At 70.4% G+C, this 16,568-nt stretch carries 10 protein-coding genes; 4 read left to right on the plus strand and 6 right to left on the minus strand.

The features are described 5' to 3' along the window. The first annotated feature begins 90 nt into the window (after nt 1–90). The gene (locus tag ACTMTJ_RS15500; RefSeq protein ID WP_441217096.1) at nt 91–1,074 is read left to right on the plus strand and encodes an alpha/beta fold hydrolase; all 984 of its coding nucleotides are present in this window, start codon (nt 91–93) and stop codon (nt 1,072–1,074) included. A 217-nt stretch (nt 1,075–1,291) separates the two neighbouring features. On the opposite strand, the gene ACTMTJ_RS15505 is transcribed toward ACTMTJ_RS15500, so the two are convergent. Continuing rightward, nucleotides 1,292–1,981 carry a hypothetical protein gene (locus ACTMTJ_RS15505; protein WP_441217097.1) on the minus strand — a complete coding sequence of 230 codons (690 nt, stop codon included), beginning with the start codon at nt 1,979–1,981 and terminating at the stop codon, nt 1,292–1,294. 264 nt (nt 1,982–2,245) lie between these two features. Between ACTMTJ_RS15505 and ACTMTJ_RS15510 the strand changes: the two genes are divergently transcribed. Continuing rightward, nucleotides 2,246–2,545 (plus strand): hypothetical protein, encoded by a 300-nt coding sequence (locus ACTMTJ_RS15510; RefSeq protein ID WP_441217098.1) that lies wholly within the window; start codon nt 2,246–2,248, stop codon nt 2,543–2,545. A gap of 380 nt (nt 2,546–2,925) precedes the next feature. Further along, nucleotides 2,926–4,017, plus strand: a complete 1,092-nt coding sequence (locus ACTMTJ_RS15515; RefSeq protein WP_441217099.1) for an SDR family NAD(P)-dependent oxidoreductase — start codon at nt 2,926–2,928, stop codon at nt 4,015–4,017. A gap of 785 nt (nt 4,018–4,802) precedes the next feature. Here ACTMTJ_RS15515 and ACTMTJ_RS15520 read toward each other — a convergent pair. Together ACTMTJ_RS15520 and ACTMTJ_RS15525 are read right to left on the minus strand one after the other, a co-directional pair. Beyond that, entirely contained in the window at nt 4,803–5,621 is an 819-nt protein-coding gene (locus ACTMTJ_RS15520) for a hypothetical protein (RefSeq protein WP_441217100.1), read from the minus strand. Next, nucleotides 5,618–6,421 carry a hypothetical protein gene (locus ACTMTJ_RS15525; protein ID WP_441217101.1) on the minus strand — a complete coding sequence of 268 codons (804 nt, stop codon included), beginning with the start codon at nt 6,419–6,421 and terminating at the stop codon, nt 5,618–5,620. The genes ACTMTJ_RS15520 and ACTMTJ_RS15525 overlap by 4 nt, the downstream gene beginning before the upstream one ends. Before the next feature lie 225 nt (nt 6,422–6,646). Here ACTMTJ_RS15525 and ACTMTJ_RS15530 point away from each other — a divergent pair, with 225 nt between their 5' ends. Then, nucleotides 6,647–7,687 (plus strand): methyltransferase, encoded by a 1,041-nt coding sequence (locus ACTMTJ_RS15530; protein ID WP_441217102.1) that lies wholly within the window; start codon nt 6,647–6,649, stop codon nt 7,685–7,687. A gap of 623 nt (nt 7,688–8,310) precedes the next feature. Here the strand turns inward: ACTMTJ_RS15530 and ACTMTJ_RS15535 are convergent. From ACTMTJ_RS15535 to ACTMTJ_RS15545, 3 genes are all read right to left on the minus strand, one after another. Beyond that, on the minus strand, nt 8,311–13,098 hold the full coding sequence (locus ACTMTJ_RS15535; protein ID WP_441217103.1) for a diguanylate cyclase: 4,788 nt from the start codon (nt 13,096–13,098) through the stop codon (nt 8,311–8,313). 300 nt (nt 13,099–13,398) lie between these two features. Next, nucleotides 13,399–14,907, minus strand: a complete 1,509-nt coding sequence (locus ACTMTJ_RS15540) for a family 43 glycosylhydrolase (RefSeq protein ID WP_441217104.1) — start codon at nt 14,905–14,907, stop codon at nt 13,399–13,401. Between the two features lie 37 nt (nt 14,908–14,944). Beyond that, nucleotides 14,945–16,474, minus strand: a complete 1,530-nt coding sequence (locus ACTMTJ_RS15545) for a family 43 glycosylhydrolase (RefSeq protein WP_441217105.1) — start codon at nt 16,472–16,474, stop codon at nt 14,945–14,947. Nucleotides 16,475–16,568: the final 94 nt, after the last annotated feature.

Below are 16,568 nucleotides of genomic sequence, written 5' to 3' on the forward strand. Positions count from 1 at the left end.
TGGCTCGAACCGGGGATCCGCAGCGCAACGATGGTCGCAACCGGTATCGATCATGTGCCGGGTCCTCCAATGCGTGTGAAGGAGATCCTCATGACGCCATCCGCCGCACCACTACCCACTCCGGACGGCCCCGGCTCCGTCTCCGGCGCGCCGAACCTTCCAGCGGGGTTCACCGATACGTTCACGAGCCGGTACATCGACTCCGGCGACGTGCGCCTGCACGCGGTTATCGGCGGCGACGGGCCGCCGCTGCTGCTGGTGCACGGCTGGCCGCAGACCTGGTACGCGTGGCGGCTGCTGATGCCGGCCCTGGCCCGCGACTTCCAGGTCATCGCCGTCGACCAGCGCGGCATTGGCCTGTCCGACAAGCCCGAGGGTGGCTACGACGCCGGGACTCTCGCCGGCGACCTGATCGGGTTGATGGACGCGCTGGGTCACCAACGGTTCGCCGTGGTCGGCCACGACACCGGATTCGTGATCGGTTACGCGTTGGCCGCGGATCATCCGGACCGGGTGGCGTGCGCGGCGCTCGCCGAGATCCCCGGACCGCCGGGGGCGACGCCGTCACCGCCGCTGTTCGTCCCGGGACAGGTCAACGACCGGCTCTGGCACATCCCGTTCAACCGGGTGGACAAGGTGCCCGAGCAGCTCGTGACGGGGCGGGAGGACATCTTCTTCGGCTACGAGTTCGCCATCCAGGGCGGCACGCTGCCCGACGACCTGATCGCCTACTACGTCCGCCTGCTGTCCAACCCGCGGGCCCTGCACGGCAGCTTCGGCTTCTACCGGGCGTTCCAGGCCACCGTGGAGCAGAACGAGCGGCGCAAGGACCGGCATCTGAGCATGCCCGTCCTGGCGATCGGTGGACAGGCCAGCCACGGCACACACGTCGCGGAGGCGATGCAGACGATCGCGGACGACGTGCGCGGCGTGGTCATCCCCGGCGCCGGTCACTGGGTCGCCGAGCAAGCCCCCGAGCAGATGCTGGCGGCGTTGACCGCGTTCCTGGCCCCGTACCGGGACGCTCCGGCCGCGGCGCGTCTGCCCCGTCCTGAAGCCGCTCCAGTCCGCTAGATCAGGCACCGGAAAGGGGGACGCTCACGATGTCCATGCCCAACGAACCGAGCAACGACGACACACGCGACGCGGTCGACGCCCGGACGTCCAGACGGGGCGTGATCCGCGCGGCCGGCGCAGGTGCGCTGGCACTAGGCCTGGGCGGCGCCGCACTGACCGCCACCCCGGCAGCAGCCGCGAACCCGTCCGTCCCGCGCGTGCCGACCCCCAGCGGCTACGGTTCCGTCTCGCAAGCGCCGCACCTGCCGGCAGGGTTCCACAGGACGTTCACCAGCCGGTACGTCAAGACCGGTGTACTGCGCCAGCACGTGGTCATCGGCGGCACCGGGCCGCCGCTGCTGCTGGTCCACGGCTGGCCGCAAACCTGGTACGCCTGGCGGCTGTTGATGCCGGCCCTGGCCCGCCATTTCCAGGTCATCGCCACCTCACCCGACATGTTCGGTGACGTGGCGGCAACAACCGGCTCTGGCACATCCCCTTCAACCGCATCGACAAGCTCAACGAACAACTCGTCAGGGGACGGGAACACATCTACTTTGGCTGGCAGTTCACCACCAAGGCCGCCAAGCGGCTGCCCGACTACGCCGTCCGCCACTACGTCCACACCCTCGCCCGCGACCCGCAAGCCCTGCACGGCAGCTTCCAGTGGTACCGCGCGCTGGACACCACCATCGCGCAGAACCAGCGGCGTCACGACCAGCCGCGGCTGACCCTGCCCGTCCTGGCCATCGGCGGCGCCACAAGCGCCGGAGAAACGATCGCGAACATGATGAAACTCGTCGCCGACAACGTGCAAAGCCTGGTCATCCCTGGCGCCGGTCACTGGGTCCCTGAGGAAGTACCCAAGCAGATGCTGGCCGCGCTGACCACCTTCCTGGCCCCCTATCGGCGACAGATCGGCCACGGCGCACACGCGTCGGCCTGACACCGCAGGTGGACGGCTGGCAACCGTCGAACACGCGCACCTGCCATCGCTCGACGGCCGAGTGGCTCAGCCACGAGCCACCCGGCCGTCGAGTGTCGAAGGTGGCCGCTGAAGCCGTGGCGCGTCAGCTACAGCAGGACGGCGCAACTCGCTGGAGCCGAGCCTGGACCAGCACATCGTGCTCTGGCCGGCGCACCGGCCCGGCAGGTACGCGGCCCGTCCGGCGGCACCGACGTCCTCGCGGTGGCGATCCGACGCGGCTGGCTCGGCGGCATCGACAACGTCACCACCTCCAGTGACGTCGTGGCCTGGCACGTCCGTGGCGGCCAGGTCAACACAGCCCCGGACGAGGTCGTCGATACGGTCAACGGGCACGGCGACCTCGGACTCCAGGGTGCCATCGACCGCCGCCGTGGCGGCGTGATCGCGGTGCCGGGCCTGGGCGGCGCCAGCGGTGTCACGGTGCTGAGCGACCGCGGCCTCGCCGCCGGCTTCGCCAACGACGGTGCCCAGGTCCACGCGGTCACCTGGCGCGGCTGCTGACCTTTACCGCTCCTCACGTGTGCGTGCCGCTGGTGGTTACCTCCGGCGGCACGCACCCACGCATGCCGGAACGGCCGGAACGCGGATCTGCGCATTACGTAAGGTGTGTAGCCGGCTGCGTAGGCGTAGGGTCACCGTTGTCGCCCAGTCCCCGGTGGCGTATGAAGCCGTTTCGGTGGTCGCGTCGGGCAGCGGCTAACGGTCCTTCGATCGGTGGGTCAGGTGCCAGCGGTGCGAGACCGCACGGCCGCTTGCGGCCCCTGGCCGCGTGGGACGTCGGAGCCGATCTCTCGGCGCGCCGTTGGGCGGGGTTGCCATCGGCCGGGTGGTGTGCCGCACCGGCGCGGGAGGGTCGGGTCGCTGAGGGTGGAGGTGTCGGGATGCGCGTGCTTGTCACGGGTGGTACCGGCTTTGTCGGATCACACACGGTGGGAGCGCTTGTCGCCGCTGGGCATGAGGTGCGGCTGTTGGTCCGTTCGCCGGACCGGATCGCGCCGGCCTTGCGGCCGCTGGGTGTGACCGAGCACATCGACCATGTGGTCGGTGACGTCACCGACCCCGACTCGGTCGGTCGGGCGGTGGCCGGGTGCGACGCGGTGCTGCATGCGGCGGCGGTGTACGACCTCGACGCCCGCGCTCACAGGGCCATCGGCCGGACCAACGTGGCCGGTGCCGAAACTGTGCTGCGAGCAGCGGTGGAGGCTGGTTGCGACCCGGTGGTTCACGTCTCCAGTTTCGTGGCGCTGCTGAGACGGCGGGCGACCGTCACCCCGGACTCGGCGCTGTCGCAGGTGCGTGGTGGGTACATCGGTTCGAAGGTGGCCGCTGAAGCCGTGGCGCGTCAGCTACAGCAGGACGGCGCACCGGTGGTGATTGTGCAACCTGGCGCCGTGCTCGGCCCGGACGACCCGCACCTGGGTGATGGGTCGCGTCGGCTGCGGGACATCCTGCGCGGCCGCTATCCGATGTGGCCCAACGGCGGTCTGCACACTGTGGACGTGCGGGATGTGGCCCGCGTCCACGCCGCTGTGCTGAGCCCGGGTGCCGGACCGCGGCGGTATCTGGTGCCGGGCCAGTTCGTGGACGGCCGCACGATGTTCGCGACGCTGCGCGCGCTGACCGGACGTCGACTGTCTCACCTCGTCATGCCCGCCGCGACGATCCTCCCCGTCACAAGGGCCGCCACCGTGGTCCAACGCATGGTTCCGTTCCACCTCCCCCTTGAGTACGAGGGCGCCTTGCTCACCAGCTACGGCATGCGCTGCGACGACTCGCGCACCCGCGAGGAGCTCGGCATCCACCCGCGTGCGCTGCGGCAGACGTACTGGGACACGGTGCGGTGGCTCAACCAGGCTGGACATCTGACCAACCGGCAGGCGGGCGCTGTCGCCGATCGGACCCAACCCACGACCACGCTGCCCGATGGCAGCGCCCAAACGCACGGCACACCGCCGACAACGGATCTGGTCTGACCGAGCCGCACACCGCCGGTGATGGCGCAGCACAGGACAACGCGGAAGTCGGTGACCGTGCCAGGCTGAAGGTCCGCATCGTCGGGTAGACCATCGGCCGGCCGCGTCTGTTCCCGGCTGTGAAGAACTTGCCGGCGTGCTGGGCGCGGAACGTGTGGACGGTCATGGTGAAGAGTCCCGGGCGGAACCCGCCCGGGACCCCTTCCTTCCCCTACCCCCTCGGAAAGCTTCGATCCCGCTGCCGGCGGACGGTCAGCGGGCTCCCAGCCACCAAAAGATCGGCACGTGACATCACCGGTCACAGCCCGACCGCGCTGTCGGACTCTGGCCCGCCCCATGCCATGACCGAGTCACCTTGCTGCGGTCGGCGACATATGTCCCTAGTGGACGTCATCGCGGTGGTGAGCCGTCATCGTCGCACCGCGGACGCGGCAAGACGACAATCGGCCGGCCGTCGGCCGAGTGGTGGTCCCGGGAACCAAGACCCCTCAGGGCGGCGGACAATCCGTGGCTATCAGCGGGATTTCGCCACCGGGGACCGGGGTGACATGGTGAGAGTACACCCCCGCCACCCCGTTGCGGCGTTCGTGCCGCCACTGATTTCCTGGTCCGTACAGGCGCCCCAGGTAGCGGATCCTCACCGGATCCAGATCTGCCACATCGGTGATCAACTTTCCTCCGACCTGCATGAAAAATGGATGCCCTGACTGCGTTTCCGCTGGTCAGGGCATCCGTTCTGTCGGGACGGCCGGATTTGCACCGACGACCCCTTGTTACCCACTCTGTTACGGCAGGGCGCTCCTGAGGCGCGGCAGCGCCTCGATCGCGATCGCCCGGCTCGTGTTTCGGGTGGCGCTGTTGGCGACCGCGTCACGGTTCAGCGGCGGGCCCTGGAGCCGGCCCAGGTAGTACAGCTCGTAGTCGGTCGCCTGGTCGCCGTTGTACGCGACGCACGTGTAGTGCACCTCGACGGTGACCACGCGGCCGTAGGTGTCGTACTCGACGTACCGCTGCTCGCTGCACGACGGCGCCAGCTTGGCGACCACCACCTCGTAGCTGCGCACCTGGTCGCGCAGGAGCAGGTCGACGCCGTTGTGCAGGTTGGCCTTGACGCGGGCGGCGATCGCGATCGCGTAGATCTCGCCGATCACGTGGCCGAGGTTGTCGACCGAGTTCTTGCTCGTGACCGCGTCCAGGTAGGCGGTGGCCAGGGCGGCGCACCGGGTGGCCTCCTGCGCCCACAGTTGGCGTACCGAGGTGGACATGTTGTTGATGTCCGAGAACTCGATGGCATGAGCCCTGGCGCAGGCCTTCACCTCGGCGCTGGCGATCGCGTCGATGTGGTTGAGGATGTTCGCCTCGGACGCCTCGATGGCGGCCATGATCTGCTGGACGGCGGCGTCGAGGTTGCCACCTCCACCGCCCCCGCCGTAGAGGGCACCGGCCACCGCGACGATGGCGCCGATCCAGTCGAAGGCCATGGCGCTCGCGTTGGCCGCCGGAGCCTGTCTTGGGGCGGCCGACGCCGGCTGGGCGGCGCCCACCACGCCGATCGTGGCGGCCAGCATCGCGGCCGTCGCGCGAATCAACAATCTCTTCTTCACGTCCCTTGCTCCTCCTCCAGTTCCCTCAGCTCCTGCTCCACAATGGGCAGATATTCCTTGGCCACGATCCAGGCCGAGTCCTGGCCGGCCTCGATCTTCGTCGCCGCGGTGTCGACCGGTCCTATGTAGTAGTTGCCGTACAGGTACTGCTCGTCCTTCAGCACCACGTCCACGCCGTTGGCCGCCACACATCTGTAGGTCCGCTGGTAGCCGCCAGGCATCGATTGCGTGTTGATCCAGCGACAGTCCGGCTCGAGCTTCGTTACCATGTCCCGGAGGACGGCGACGTATTCCCGCGTCAGGTTCAGGAAGTAGTTGTCCAGCCCGGCGTACTCGGCACCCACCCGGGCGAGTTGGTAGAGCTGGTGCAGGGCCTGGGCGATCTGCTCGGCGGCCGGCCTGTCTACAATGGCCATCCGCTCTTTGCCCAGCGTGGCCGCCCGACCGACGTCGCGCGCCCACAGTTCGAGCCCGAGCTCGTCGTCCACGATCTCTTCGAAGTCGGTGAACTCGTTGCTGGCGCTCAAGGCCGCGGCCTTCACCTCGGCCGCCTGTACCGCGTCGATGTAGACGAGCACTTCGTTTCGGGACTCGGTGACCGCGCCGATGGCCACGGCGATCAACGTCTCGACATCGCCGCTCGACCCGTGTCCGGCGATGAGCCGGCCAAGCGCGCCGACCACGCTGAGCAGATTGCCGGCCACACCGTCGGCCGCCTGTGCCGGCCGCGCGGTGCTCGGCAGGATCACCGCGAAAGCCAGCATCGACGCGGCTAAGCCGCGCAACAGTCTGGTTCTCAACTCGACTCTCCTTTGTAGACTAGTGCCGGGACGCGCCGCGCGCTGCTATGGATGTCGATGTTCTGGCCGCCACGGCGGCCGGTCAAGCAATGCGGTGAGGCTGCGTGATCCCGCGGCACGCCCCGCGCGCAATCCCGCAGCTTGGCCGGCGTACCTCAACCTGGCCGGCCGCCGGTACGATGTGCTGGCGATCGCACGGATCAGCGGCTCACGAGTGGGGGATCGATGGCGGAGCAGCCGGCGCAGCGCATGTTCACTCCGGAGCACGATTCGGAGGTCGAGGCGGCCGGTCCGCCGACCCCGGTGCGCGTCATCGAGCTGCTCGCCGGCTACATGGTCTCCAAGACGCTGTTCGCGGCGGTCGAGTTCGACCTGTTCGCCGCCGTCGGGCCGGAGGGCGTGACCACAGTAGAGCTCGCCGAGCGCTGCGCGATCCCGGAGCGCAGCGCCCGGGCCATCGCCGACCTGATGGTCGACGCGGGCCTGCTGGTCCGCGACGGCGACCGGTTCCGCAACGCCGCGGACGCGGAGGCGTTCCTGGCCGGCCGCGGCCCGTTCGACCTGCGCCCGCTCGCCCGTTACTGGGACACCGTCAGCTATCCAACGTGGACGGACGCCGCGACGGCCTTCCGCACCAGGCAAGGTGTGCGGGCCGCGCTCACCGAGGCGCAGACCGAGGCCTACGAGGCGGCCGTCGCGCTCGTCACCGCCGAGACGGCCGCCGACCTGGCCGGTGCGTACGACTTCGGCGGCCACCGCCGGCTGCTCGACGCGGGCGGCGGGTTCGGCACGTTCGTCAAGCCGATCCTGGCGCGTTACCCGCACCTCGAAGCCACCCTCGTCGACCTGCCCGAGGTGGCCGCCGCGGTGACCGACCAGACGGCGGCGGGCCCGCTCGCCACCCGCCTGACCGCCGTCGGCGCCGACCTGTTCACCGACCAGCTTCCCGGCGGCCACGACGCCATCCTGGTGGCCAACGTGGTGCACCTGTTCCCACCCGAGCGCATCGTCGAGCTCTTGCGACGGCTGCGCGAGGCGGTCACCCCGGACGGCCGGCTGCTGCTGGTCGACTGGTGGCGCACCGACGTGGCACCGCACCCGTCGGCCCGCTTCGGCGCCGGCGAGTTCCTGATGATCAGCGGCGGCGACCTCTACCAGGTGGACGAGGTCGCCCGCTGGCTCAGCGAGTCCGGCTGGCGGTTTGTCAGCCTAGAGCCCCTGCCGCCGCCGTCCGGCCTCATCCTCGCCGAGCCGCGCCCCGTCTAGCGTGCTGGCCAGAGCGTGTGTCGCCGATTCGGCACGGTCGCGCGACAGGCGGGCTGGGTGGCCTGTGGTGCGTTAGGTGTCCAGAGTGGTGCCGCAAGGCCTTGATCGGCGACGAGGGTGGGGGAAGTCTGGTGATCGTGGTCGTTCAGACCCCCTGGAGGGGGTCCAGATGACCACGATCTACAACACGGCCCGCCGATCAAGGGGGCAAGGCTACGCAAGCCTGCTGCCCACCACGCTTCGGTGATCGTTAGCCCAAAACCCGCGTTCTCGCCCGCGTGTCACACGGGTTTCGGGCTAACGATCACGACGTCTTCCAAATCCTGAGCCGATTGTCCCGTCATGTGGGAGATTCGGGTCAGCCAGCGGGCGAAGCCCGAGCCGTGCCGTATGCCGTCGTCCACCCGCACGGGGAGCAGACCAACAACGCGAAACAAGGCCAAGCGGCCCCGGCCGGAGCCCCAGACCCCGCCGGAGGCGCCGCACTAACCGCGACCAACGGCGGACGGGTGAGGCCGCGGGAGCAACGGCATGGACCACGGCGGACGTCGCGGTAGCTCGAATCTGCTTTCGAATCAAGGTTCGAGGCCACGGCGACCCCACTCAAAGCCCCAGCTGACCTGCTAGCCGGCGGCTTTGACCTGGTTGCGGCCGGCGCGCTTCGCGCGGTAGAGCTCGACGTCGGCGCGCTCGACCAGCTCGTCGGCGGTGGTGCCGGCTGACGGGTTGGCGGCGGCGACGCCGATGCTCGCCGTGACGACGCGGGCGGCGACCATGTGGTGTGGCAGGGCGAGGGCGAGGACTGCGGCGCGGAGCCGCTCGGCCGTCTCGTACGCGGCGCCGATGCCGGTGCCGGGCATGATGACGGCGAACTCCTCGCCGCCGTAGCGGGCGACCAGATGGCCCGCCGGGCTGTGCCGCCGGAGCAGGGTGGCGACCCGGTGCAGGCACTCGTCGCCGGCCGGGTGTCCATAGTGGTCGTTGTAGAGCTTGAAGTGGTCGACGTCGATCATGGCCAGCGCCAGCGGGCTCTCCGCCCAGATGGCCCTGTCCCATTCGGTGTTGAGCACTTCTTCGAAGCGGCGCCTGTTGGCCAGGCCGGTGAGCGGGTCGGTGGCGCTCAGCTGTTCGAGGCGTTCGTTGGCGACGGCCAGCTGCCGGGTGCGCTCGGCCACCTTGCGTTCCAGCGACGCGTACACCAGGGCGTTGTCAAGGGAGACGGTGAGCTGCCCGGCGATGAGCATGACGCCGTCGAGGCGTTCGGCGGAGAACGCGCCGCGGATCAGCCGGTTTTCCAGCAGCAGCAACGCCTGCGGCGTGGCGCGGTTGAGGATCGGGACGGCCAGGAGCGAGCAACATCCGTGGTCGCTGAAGTACGGGTCGCGGGCGAACCGGTCGTCGGTCAGCGCGTCGCCGACGACGAGCGGCTCGCGGGTCCGTTCGACGTAGCGGACGGCGGACAGCGGCACCAGGCGCCGCTGGCCGGCCTCGTCGAGGGAGATCGCGGCGCCCTCGGCGCCGGCCGCCGGCATCCACCAGGTGTGGTGGTGTGCGTCCCAGAGCAGCAGCTGGACGCCGGTGGCGCCGGTCATCGTGGAGAGCACCTCGACAACGCGTTGACGCAGCCCGTCGACGGTGGTCTCGGAGCTCAGGGCCTGTGAGGCGGCGAGGATGCCGAGCAGGTCGATCGCGCCGGTCATGATGCTGGCGCGGTGGGCCGGGGCGTCGCCCGCGGACGCGGCCGCCGGCAGCGGACGGAGTCCGTCGCCAACCGCGTGCCGGATCTGCTCGACCTTCGCGGCCGCGTCCCAATCCCGGTAGGCGCGGCACGCCTCGGCGAGCAGCGCCGTGCCGGTGTGCTCGAGGCCGTGGGCGAGGTAGAAGCGGGCGGCGCGCTCGGCGATGAGTGCCCGGTGCCACGGGCGTCGCGCGCCGGCGTCCCGCTGGGCCGCGTCGTAGGCCGACACGGCGGCGCGGAAGTCGTCCACCGCCCAGGCGCGCTCGGCCTCGACGAGCCGGAGTAGATGCTGGAAGTTGGCCGGCGCGTCCGCCGCCCGCGCCGCCCACCAGCCGGCGACGGCGTCCAGCTCCGCCAGGGACGACGCGTGTGCTTCCGAGCCGGCGTCCGCCGCGCGGACCCGGCCTGCGACGGCCAGGGCCCGGGTCAGGTACGCCGGCACGGACAGGTACAGGTTTTCGATGAACGGGAGCAGCTCCATCGCCGCCGCCGAGTGCCGGTCGAGCTCGGCCGGATCATCGAGCAGGAGGGCGGCGAGCGCGCGGGTGATGTGGACGTTGCTGGCCAGGGTGGGATTGCCGGCGAGGTGGCCGGCCACACCGACCGGCTCGTCGACCGGCGTGCCGCGCAGCGTGGACACGAGCCACGCGTACGGCTGGGTGAGCGCGGCGCTGTGGTCGTTTCCGGTGCGCCGGGCGATGGCCAGCGCCGCCTCCACCTCGGGGACGTAGGCGTCCAGCGACGGCGCGCAGTCGAACAGCGCGTAGACCAGGACGTTGGCGGTCCAGCAGGCGTTTTGCATGTCGCCGCTTTGCAGCAGCCCCTCCCACGCGCGGCGGGCCTGCGCGACGCTCTCCTCCAGCGGGGCGAACCAGTGCCCGGCGGCGAACGCGTACAGGAAGCGCGCCTGGGCGGTGTCCGGCTCGTACCGGCGGGCCTCGCTCACCGCGAGGACGCGGCGCATCATCCGGTATCCGGTGCGGTAGTCCTGCCGCCGCCGGGTGGTCGCGAAGGGCAGGTGGGCGACCGGACCCACCAGCGTGCGGCCGGGGCCGTGGTCGACCCACATCCGCACGGCCCGCAGCACCAGCCACACCATCGTGGCCGGGTCGCTCTGGAACGCCGCCGGAATCATCCTGTTGATCAGTGCGGCCGCGGCCAGCAGCGCCGGGTCGGCGATCTCCGGCCGGGCCAGGTCGTCGGCTTCGGTGGTCTGGTCCAGCCAGCGGTACAGCGTGTCGAGCCCCTGCTCGACCTCGGCCTCGAGCAGGTCGGGCTCGGGCATGCCCACGCCGAGTCGCCGCAGCACGTCGAGGCCGAGCTCGACCGCCTCCGCCGGGCGGGACCGGTTGGCCAGGCTGGACACGTGGACCAGGATGGCTTCCAAGCGCCGCAACGGATCGGTGGCCAGCCCGTCGATGACGCGGTAGATGTCGTCGGCCTCGTCGAGCCGGCCGAGGCCGTACAGCGCGGCGAGCCGGCCGGTGTGCAGCGCGATGAGGCAGGCGGTGTCGCCGGGGTCGGCCAACCGCACCGCGGCCGAGAGCAGCCTCTCCACGACCGGGTGGTTGCTCACCAACCGGGCCTCGTCGGCCGCGCGGCGCAGCAGCTCCACGACCCGGCGGCGCTCGGCGGGATCCTCCACCTCGTCGATGACGTGCAGGTACTGCTGTGCGGCGACGGCGGCGAGCTCCGGCTGAGGTGCCAGCCGCCTGGCCAGGCGCATCCGCACCGCGCGCTGCCGCGGCGCCGGCAGGTATGCCAGAGCGCCTTCCCAGACCCGGTCGTGCCGGAACCGGACGACGTCCGGCGCGGCGCCCTCCGTCACCAGCAGTCCGTCTTCCACCGCCGGGGAGAGCCGCTCCCCCACCGTCGACGCGGGCAGGTCGGTCGCCGCTCGCAGCATGCTGAGCTCGACGCGGCCGCCCAGGCAGGCCATGACCTCCAGCAGGCCACGGGTGGCTGACGGGAGGGCGGCGACCCGCGCGGTCAGCAGGTCGGGCAGGTCTACCGGCCCGTCGCCACGGCGCAGCGCGGCGGCGTCCCACTCCCAGCCCTTGTCGGCGGGGCGCAGCACGCCGTCACGCCGCAACGCGTTGAGCAGCTCCACCGTCTCGTATGGATTGCCGTTGGTCCGCGGCAGCAGCGCCTCGATGAGCTCGGCGACGTCGCCGGCGTCCATGCGGAGCATGTCGGCCACCAGCACCGCCAGGCTCGGGGCCGGCAGATCACCGAGATGGATCCGCTGCGGCCCGGCCGTCAGGCCCTGCCATCCGGAGATCATGGCGCCCAGCGGGTGGGTGGCGTCGACCTCGCGGTGCGCGCCGACGAGCAGCAAACCCTCGACCGTCTCCTGCCCGCTCAACAGCGTGTCGACGAGGCCGAGCGGGGTGCGCCCGGCCCACTGGAGGTCGTCGACGAACAGGACCACCGGCCGCTTCGGCGACGCCACGGCGCGCAGGATCTCCAGCGAGTTGCGCTGTGCCCGGACCTCGGCGGTGAGCGGGTCGCCCAGGTCCGGCGGCACCCGCAGCAGGGTGGCCAGCTCCGGCGTCACCGCGGTGGCGAGGCCGGCGCTGTGCCCCAGGGCGCGCAGGATGCGGGTGCGCACCTCCGCCAGCTCTTCCTCCGGCAGCGCCAGCAGCAGCCGGCCCAGTGCCCGGAACGCCTGGTGCATCCCGTCGAACTCGAGGTCGCGACGGAACTGGTCGAACTTGCCCGCCACGAACCAGCCGCCGCTGGCCAGCACGAGGGGCCGCAGCTCTTCGACCAACGAGGTCTTGCCGACGCCGGGCGATCCGGAGACGAGCACCCCGGAACTCCGGCCGGCCACGGCGCCCGCGAAGGCCGCGCCCAACGCGGCGATCTCGGCGTCTCGCCCGACGATCCGGGTGGGCGGCCGCAGCCGCAGCGGGAAGTCACGCTCTCCGATGCGCAGCGGTCCGGTCGCGCCGTCGCGTAACCGGGCCAGATCGTGGACGAGCCCTTCGGCGGTCTGATAGCGGTTGTCCGGTTCCTTTTCCAGCAGATGCATGATGATCTCGGATAGCGCTTCCGGCACGCCCGGATTGAGCTCCGCCGGCGGCGCCGGCACCCGAGCGAGATGATCGTGAACGAGCTGGAGGGGATCGCCGGCACCGAACGGCGGCCGGCCGGTCGCCATTTCGTACAGCGTGGCGCCCAACGCGTAAAGATCGGCACGCTGGTCGACGGCACGGCCGGTGCGGCCGGTCAGCTCGGGGGCGAGATATGGCAGCGTGCCGACGATCTCGGTCGGGGCCAGATCGGGGCGGGTTTGCACAAACGTCGTCGCCAATGCGAAATCGATCAGGCACGGGACCCGTGTCGAACCGCTCAGCACGATGTTGGTCGGACTGATATCCGTGTGCATCACGCCCCGGTGATGCATCCCGGCCACCGCCCGCGCCAGGCCCAAGGCCAGCGTGAGCAGGTCGCCGGCGCTCCAGGGCGCCGCGGTGCTGGCCAGCGAGACGCCCCGGACGTCCGCCAGGAGGATGGCTCCCGGCCGCACCGGCGCGGTGGCCAGCTGAGCGACACCGGAGACGCCGGAGAGCCGACTCAAGATCGCCGCCTCATGTCGCAGCCGCCGCTCGGCGTCGGGACCCAACGGCTCCTTGCTGATCACGCTGCCGCCGCTGAGGAACAGCCGCATTACCCGGCTGCGGGCGCTCTCGTGTAACAGCGCCGTCCGATCACGGGACTCTCGTAAGTCTCCTGCCACCGCCTCGCCGATGCCCCCATCCGCCCGAATCGGCATGGCTGTCCCGCTCCGGCCATTTCGCGGGACGCCAAAACCACCGAAGCGAAGTCTAGACGCCTGTTAACGTTCACGGGCTCGGCATAGACATATGATCGAGGCGCAATTCGCCGAATCGCTATCGCGGCGCCGCCATGTGGTGACCGCGCGGTTCGGCCCGGGCCGGGCGCACCCGAGCCGCACCGCGTGTGCCGGTCAGTAGACGTAAGGCCAGTTGGCGGCGTCCCAGCCGATCAGGTTGATGCCGAGAAACGATGCGCCGTTGTCGGCGTAGTAGTGGTAGAACAGCACGTCCCCGCCGTTGTCGCCGAGGACGGCCTGGTGGCCCGGGCCGTGGATGGAGCCGTGGCCGGCGAGCACCTGCGTGCCGCCTCCCGCGGTCATGGCCACCCCGTTGCGGTCGGTGTACGGACCGGTGACGGACGTGGACCGGCCGACCATGATCCGGTACGTGCTGGAAGCACCCTGGCAGCAGCGGTCGAACGACACGAACATGTAGTAGTAGCCGCCGTGCCGGTAGATGAACGGTGCCTCGATCGCCCCGCCGGCGGTGGTCCGCTGGGCGATGGCCCGCACCGCGGTGTCTGATGTGGATCTACGCCCGGTGCCGGGGTCGAGCCGGATCATCTTGATGCCGGTCCAGAACGAGCCGAAGCTGAGCCACCACTGGCCGGCGTCGTCGACGACGAGGTTGGGGTCGATCGCGTTGTAGTTGACCGAGGTGCTGCTCTCGATGATCAGCCCTTGGTTGGTCCACGATCCGGCGGCGCCGCTGGGGCTGGTGGCCAGGAAGATGGCCGAGCGCTGCGAACCGAACGTGGACGCCGAGTAGTAGAGGTAGTACTGGCCGTTGCGATAGGAGATGTCGGGCGCCCACAAGCTGCGGCCGCCGTTGGTGTACGGCGTCGTCCACGATGCCCCGTTGGGCCAGACGACACCCGCGTTCTGCCACGCCGTGCGGTCGGTGGAGGTCTTGATCGGCAGGTTGTCTCCGGTGGTGACGACGATGTAGGTCCCGTTCGGCGCCTTGACCACGGCCGGGTCGTGGGCGCCGGTGGAGCCGGTGACCCGCCCGGGGTTCGGGTAGGACGCCGGCGGCGTGCCGGGCGGGCTCGTGGGCGGCGCGGACGTGGGCGTGCCGGTGCCGACGTTGACGAGCTGCCACTGCTGGTTGGTGCCGCCGGTGTCGGTGTACTGGGAGATCCGCGAACCGTCCGCTGTGGACCACTCCCACACGTCCAACGCCTTGCCGCTGTTGCGGTTGACGAGCTTGACGTACCCGGAGTCGGTGTCCACCGCCGACCACTGCTGGTTGGTGCCGTTCAGGTCGCTCCACTGCACGATGTTCGCCCCGTTTGCGGTGGAGAGCTCGAACACCTCCAGCACCTTGCCGCTGTGGCGGGCCTTGAGCCGGTAGTAGCCGCCGCCGGAGGAGACGAACTGGAACTGTAGGTTGGTCGCCGCCGTGCGGGTGGTCTGCACGAGCGCGGCACCGTCCGCTGTGGACGACTGGGCGATGCTCAGCGCCTTGCCGCTGTGCCGGGAGACGACCTGATACCAGGCGTTGGGATCGATGGTGACCGCGTAGGCGGTGGAGAAGGTGATCGCCGCCGCGGATACGGCCAGGGCGGTCGCGGTGACGACCACCGCGAGGAGCCGCCACGGCCGCGGCCGGGCCGGCGTCGTCGGGGTGATGGTGCCCATGAAGAGGTGCCCCTTCCTGTCGTGGGGGTGCCGGGGGTCAGCGCTCACCGGAGGGCGCGGCCAGCGTGACGCCGAGGCGGACCGGCGTGCCGAAGTTCGGCGTGCCGTCGGCGTTCCAGGTGAACTTCTGTGCGCGGGTGGAGCGGTTCATGTCGCAGCCGCCGCCGGCCGAGTCGTTGGCGTGGTAGACGATCCAGTCCTCGGTGCCGTCCGGCGACTTGAAGAACCCGTTGTGTCCGGGGGCGAAGACGCCGTTGGCGTCGTTGCGCTGGAAGACGGGGTTGGGCGACTTGGTCCAGTGGGCCGGGTTGAGCGGGTCGGAGCCGGTGAAGGTGAGCAGGCCGAGCTTGTAGTCCGGGCCCCAGCACGCGCTGGCGGAGTACACGATGAACGTCCGCCCGTTGCGGTACAGCGGCTCGGGCCCCTCGGCGACCGCGCCGGTCTGCCGCTCCCAGCTCAGCGTCGGCGACGTCAGGCGCACCCGCGACCCGCTGAGCGTGTACGGGTTGCTCATCGGCGTGATGAACAGGCTCTGCCCGAAGCTGCCGCCCGCGTTGTACGTGCCCATCAGGTACAGCCGGCCGCCCACCTGGAGGACGCTGGCGTCCAACTGCCAGTCGCCGCCCAGGTCCGCCTTGAAGGTGTACGGGCCCATCGGGTCGGTGCCGGAGCTCTCCAGGACGTGCAGCCGCTGCGTGGGGTTGTAGTCGGCGACGTTCTGACCGGCGACGTAGTACAGGTACCAGCGACCGTTGAGCAGGTGGAACTCCGGCGCCCACATGTTGCAGCAGCCGTTGGCCCGGCCGGCGAGGTTGAAGACCACCTGGTCGGGGGCGCTGGCCAGACCGGCGAGCGTGGTCGACCGCCGCATGGTGATGGTCGAGTTCCACGTCGTGGTCGCCAGGTAGTAGCTGCCGTTGTGATAGGTCAGCCACGGGTCCGGTCCGTTGCGCTTGACCGGGTTGGTGAACGTCCGGACCGGACCGCCCGTCGTGGGGGTGGCGGTGGGCGTGCCGGTACCGACGTTGACGAGCTGCCACTGCTGGTTGATGCCGCCGATGTCGGTGTACTGGGAGATCCGCGAACCGTCCGCTGTGGACCACTCCCAGACGTCCAGCGCCTTGCCGCTGTTGCGGTTGACGAGCTTGACGTACCCGGAGTCGGTGTCCACCGCCGACCACTGCTGGTTCGCGCCGTTCAGGTCCGGCCACTGCACGACGGTGGCACCGTCCGCTGTGGACCATTCCCAGACGTCCAGCACCTTGCCGCTGTGCCGGGCCTTGAGCCGGTAGTAGCCGCCGCCGGACGCGACGAACTGGAACTGCTGGCTGGCTTGCCCGGCGCGAGCGGTCTGCACCAGGCCGGCCTGGTCCGCTGTCGAGCCGCCGGCGATGCCCAGGGCCAGGCCGCTGTGCCGTGACACGACCTGGTACCAGGCGTTCGGGTCGATCGTGACCGCTTGCGCCGTCGTCGACGTCACGACCACGGCCGAAACCGCGGCGACCAGACCCGCCACGGCGATCACCGCCGTGCGCCAAGGTCGCCGTCGGGCGTCGGAAACACCCATCACAAGATCCTTTCCCGGGATACGATTGTTAGCGTTAACAATCCGGCTCAAGACGGCACGCAGTGATTTCGGCGTCGAACGGCTGCCCAGACCC

It is taken from the genome of Phytohabitans sp. LJ34, assembly GCF_052068095.1.
Classification (GTDB): domain Bacteria; phylum Actinomycetota; class Actinomycetes; order Mycobacteriales; family Micromonosporaceae; genus Phytohabitans.

What these genes read in the sequence shown, in the direction of transcription:
- ACTMTJ_RS15500 (WP_441217096.1), top strand. Translation starts at nt 91, where the DNA reads ATGACGCCATCCGCCGCACCACTACCCACTCCGGACGGCCCCGGCTCC.
- ACTMTJ_RS15515 (WP_441217099.1), top strand. Translation starts at nt 2,926, where the DNA reads ATGCGCGTGCTTGTCACGGGTGGTACCGGCTTTGTCGGATCACACACG.
- ACTMTJ_RS15530 (WP_441217102.1), top strand. Translation starts at nt 6,647, where the DNA reads ATGGCGGAGCAGCCGGCGCAGCGCATGTTCACTCCGGAGCACGATTCG.
- ACTMTJ_RS15535 (WP_441217103.1), bottom strand. Translation starts at nt 13,098, where the DNA reads ATGCGGCTGTTCCTCAGCGGCGGCAGCGTGATCAGCAAGGAGCCGTTG.
- ACTMTJ_RS15540 (WP_441217104.1), bottom strand. Translation starts at nt 14,907, where the DNA reads ATGGGCACCATCACCCCGACGACGCCGGCCCGGCCGCGGCCGTGGCGG.
- ACTMTJ_RS15545 (WP_441217105.1), bottom strand. Translation starts at nt 16,474, where the DNA reads ATGGGTGTTTCCGACGCCCGACGGCGACCTTGGCGCACGGCGGTGATC.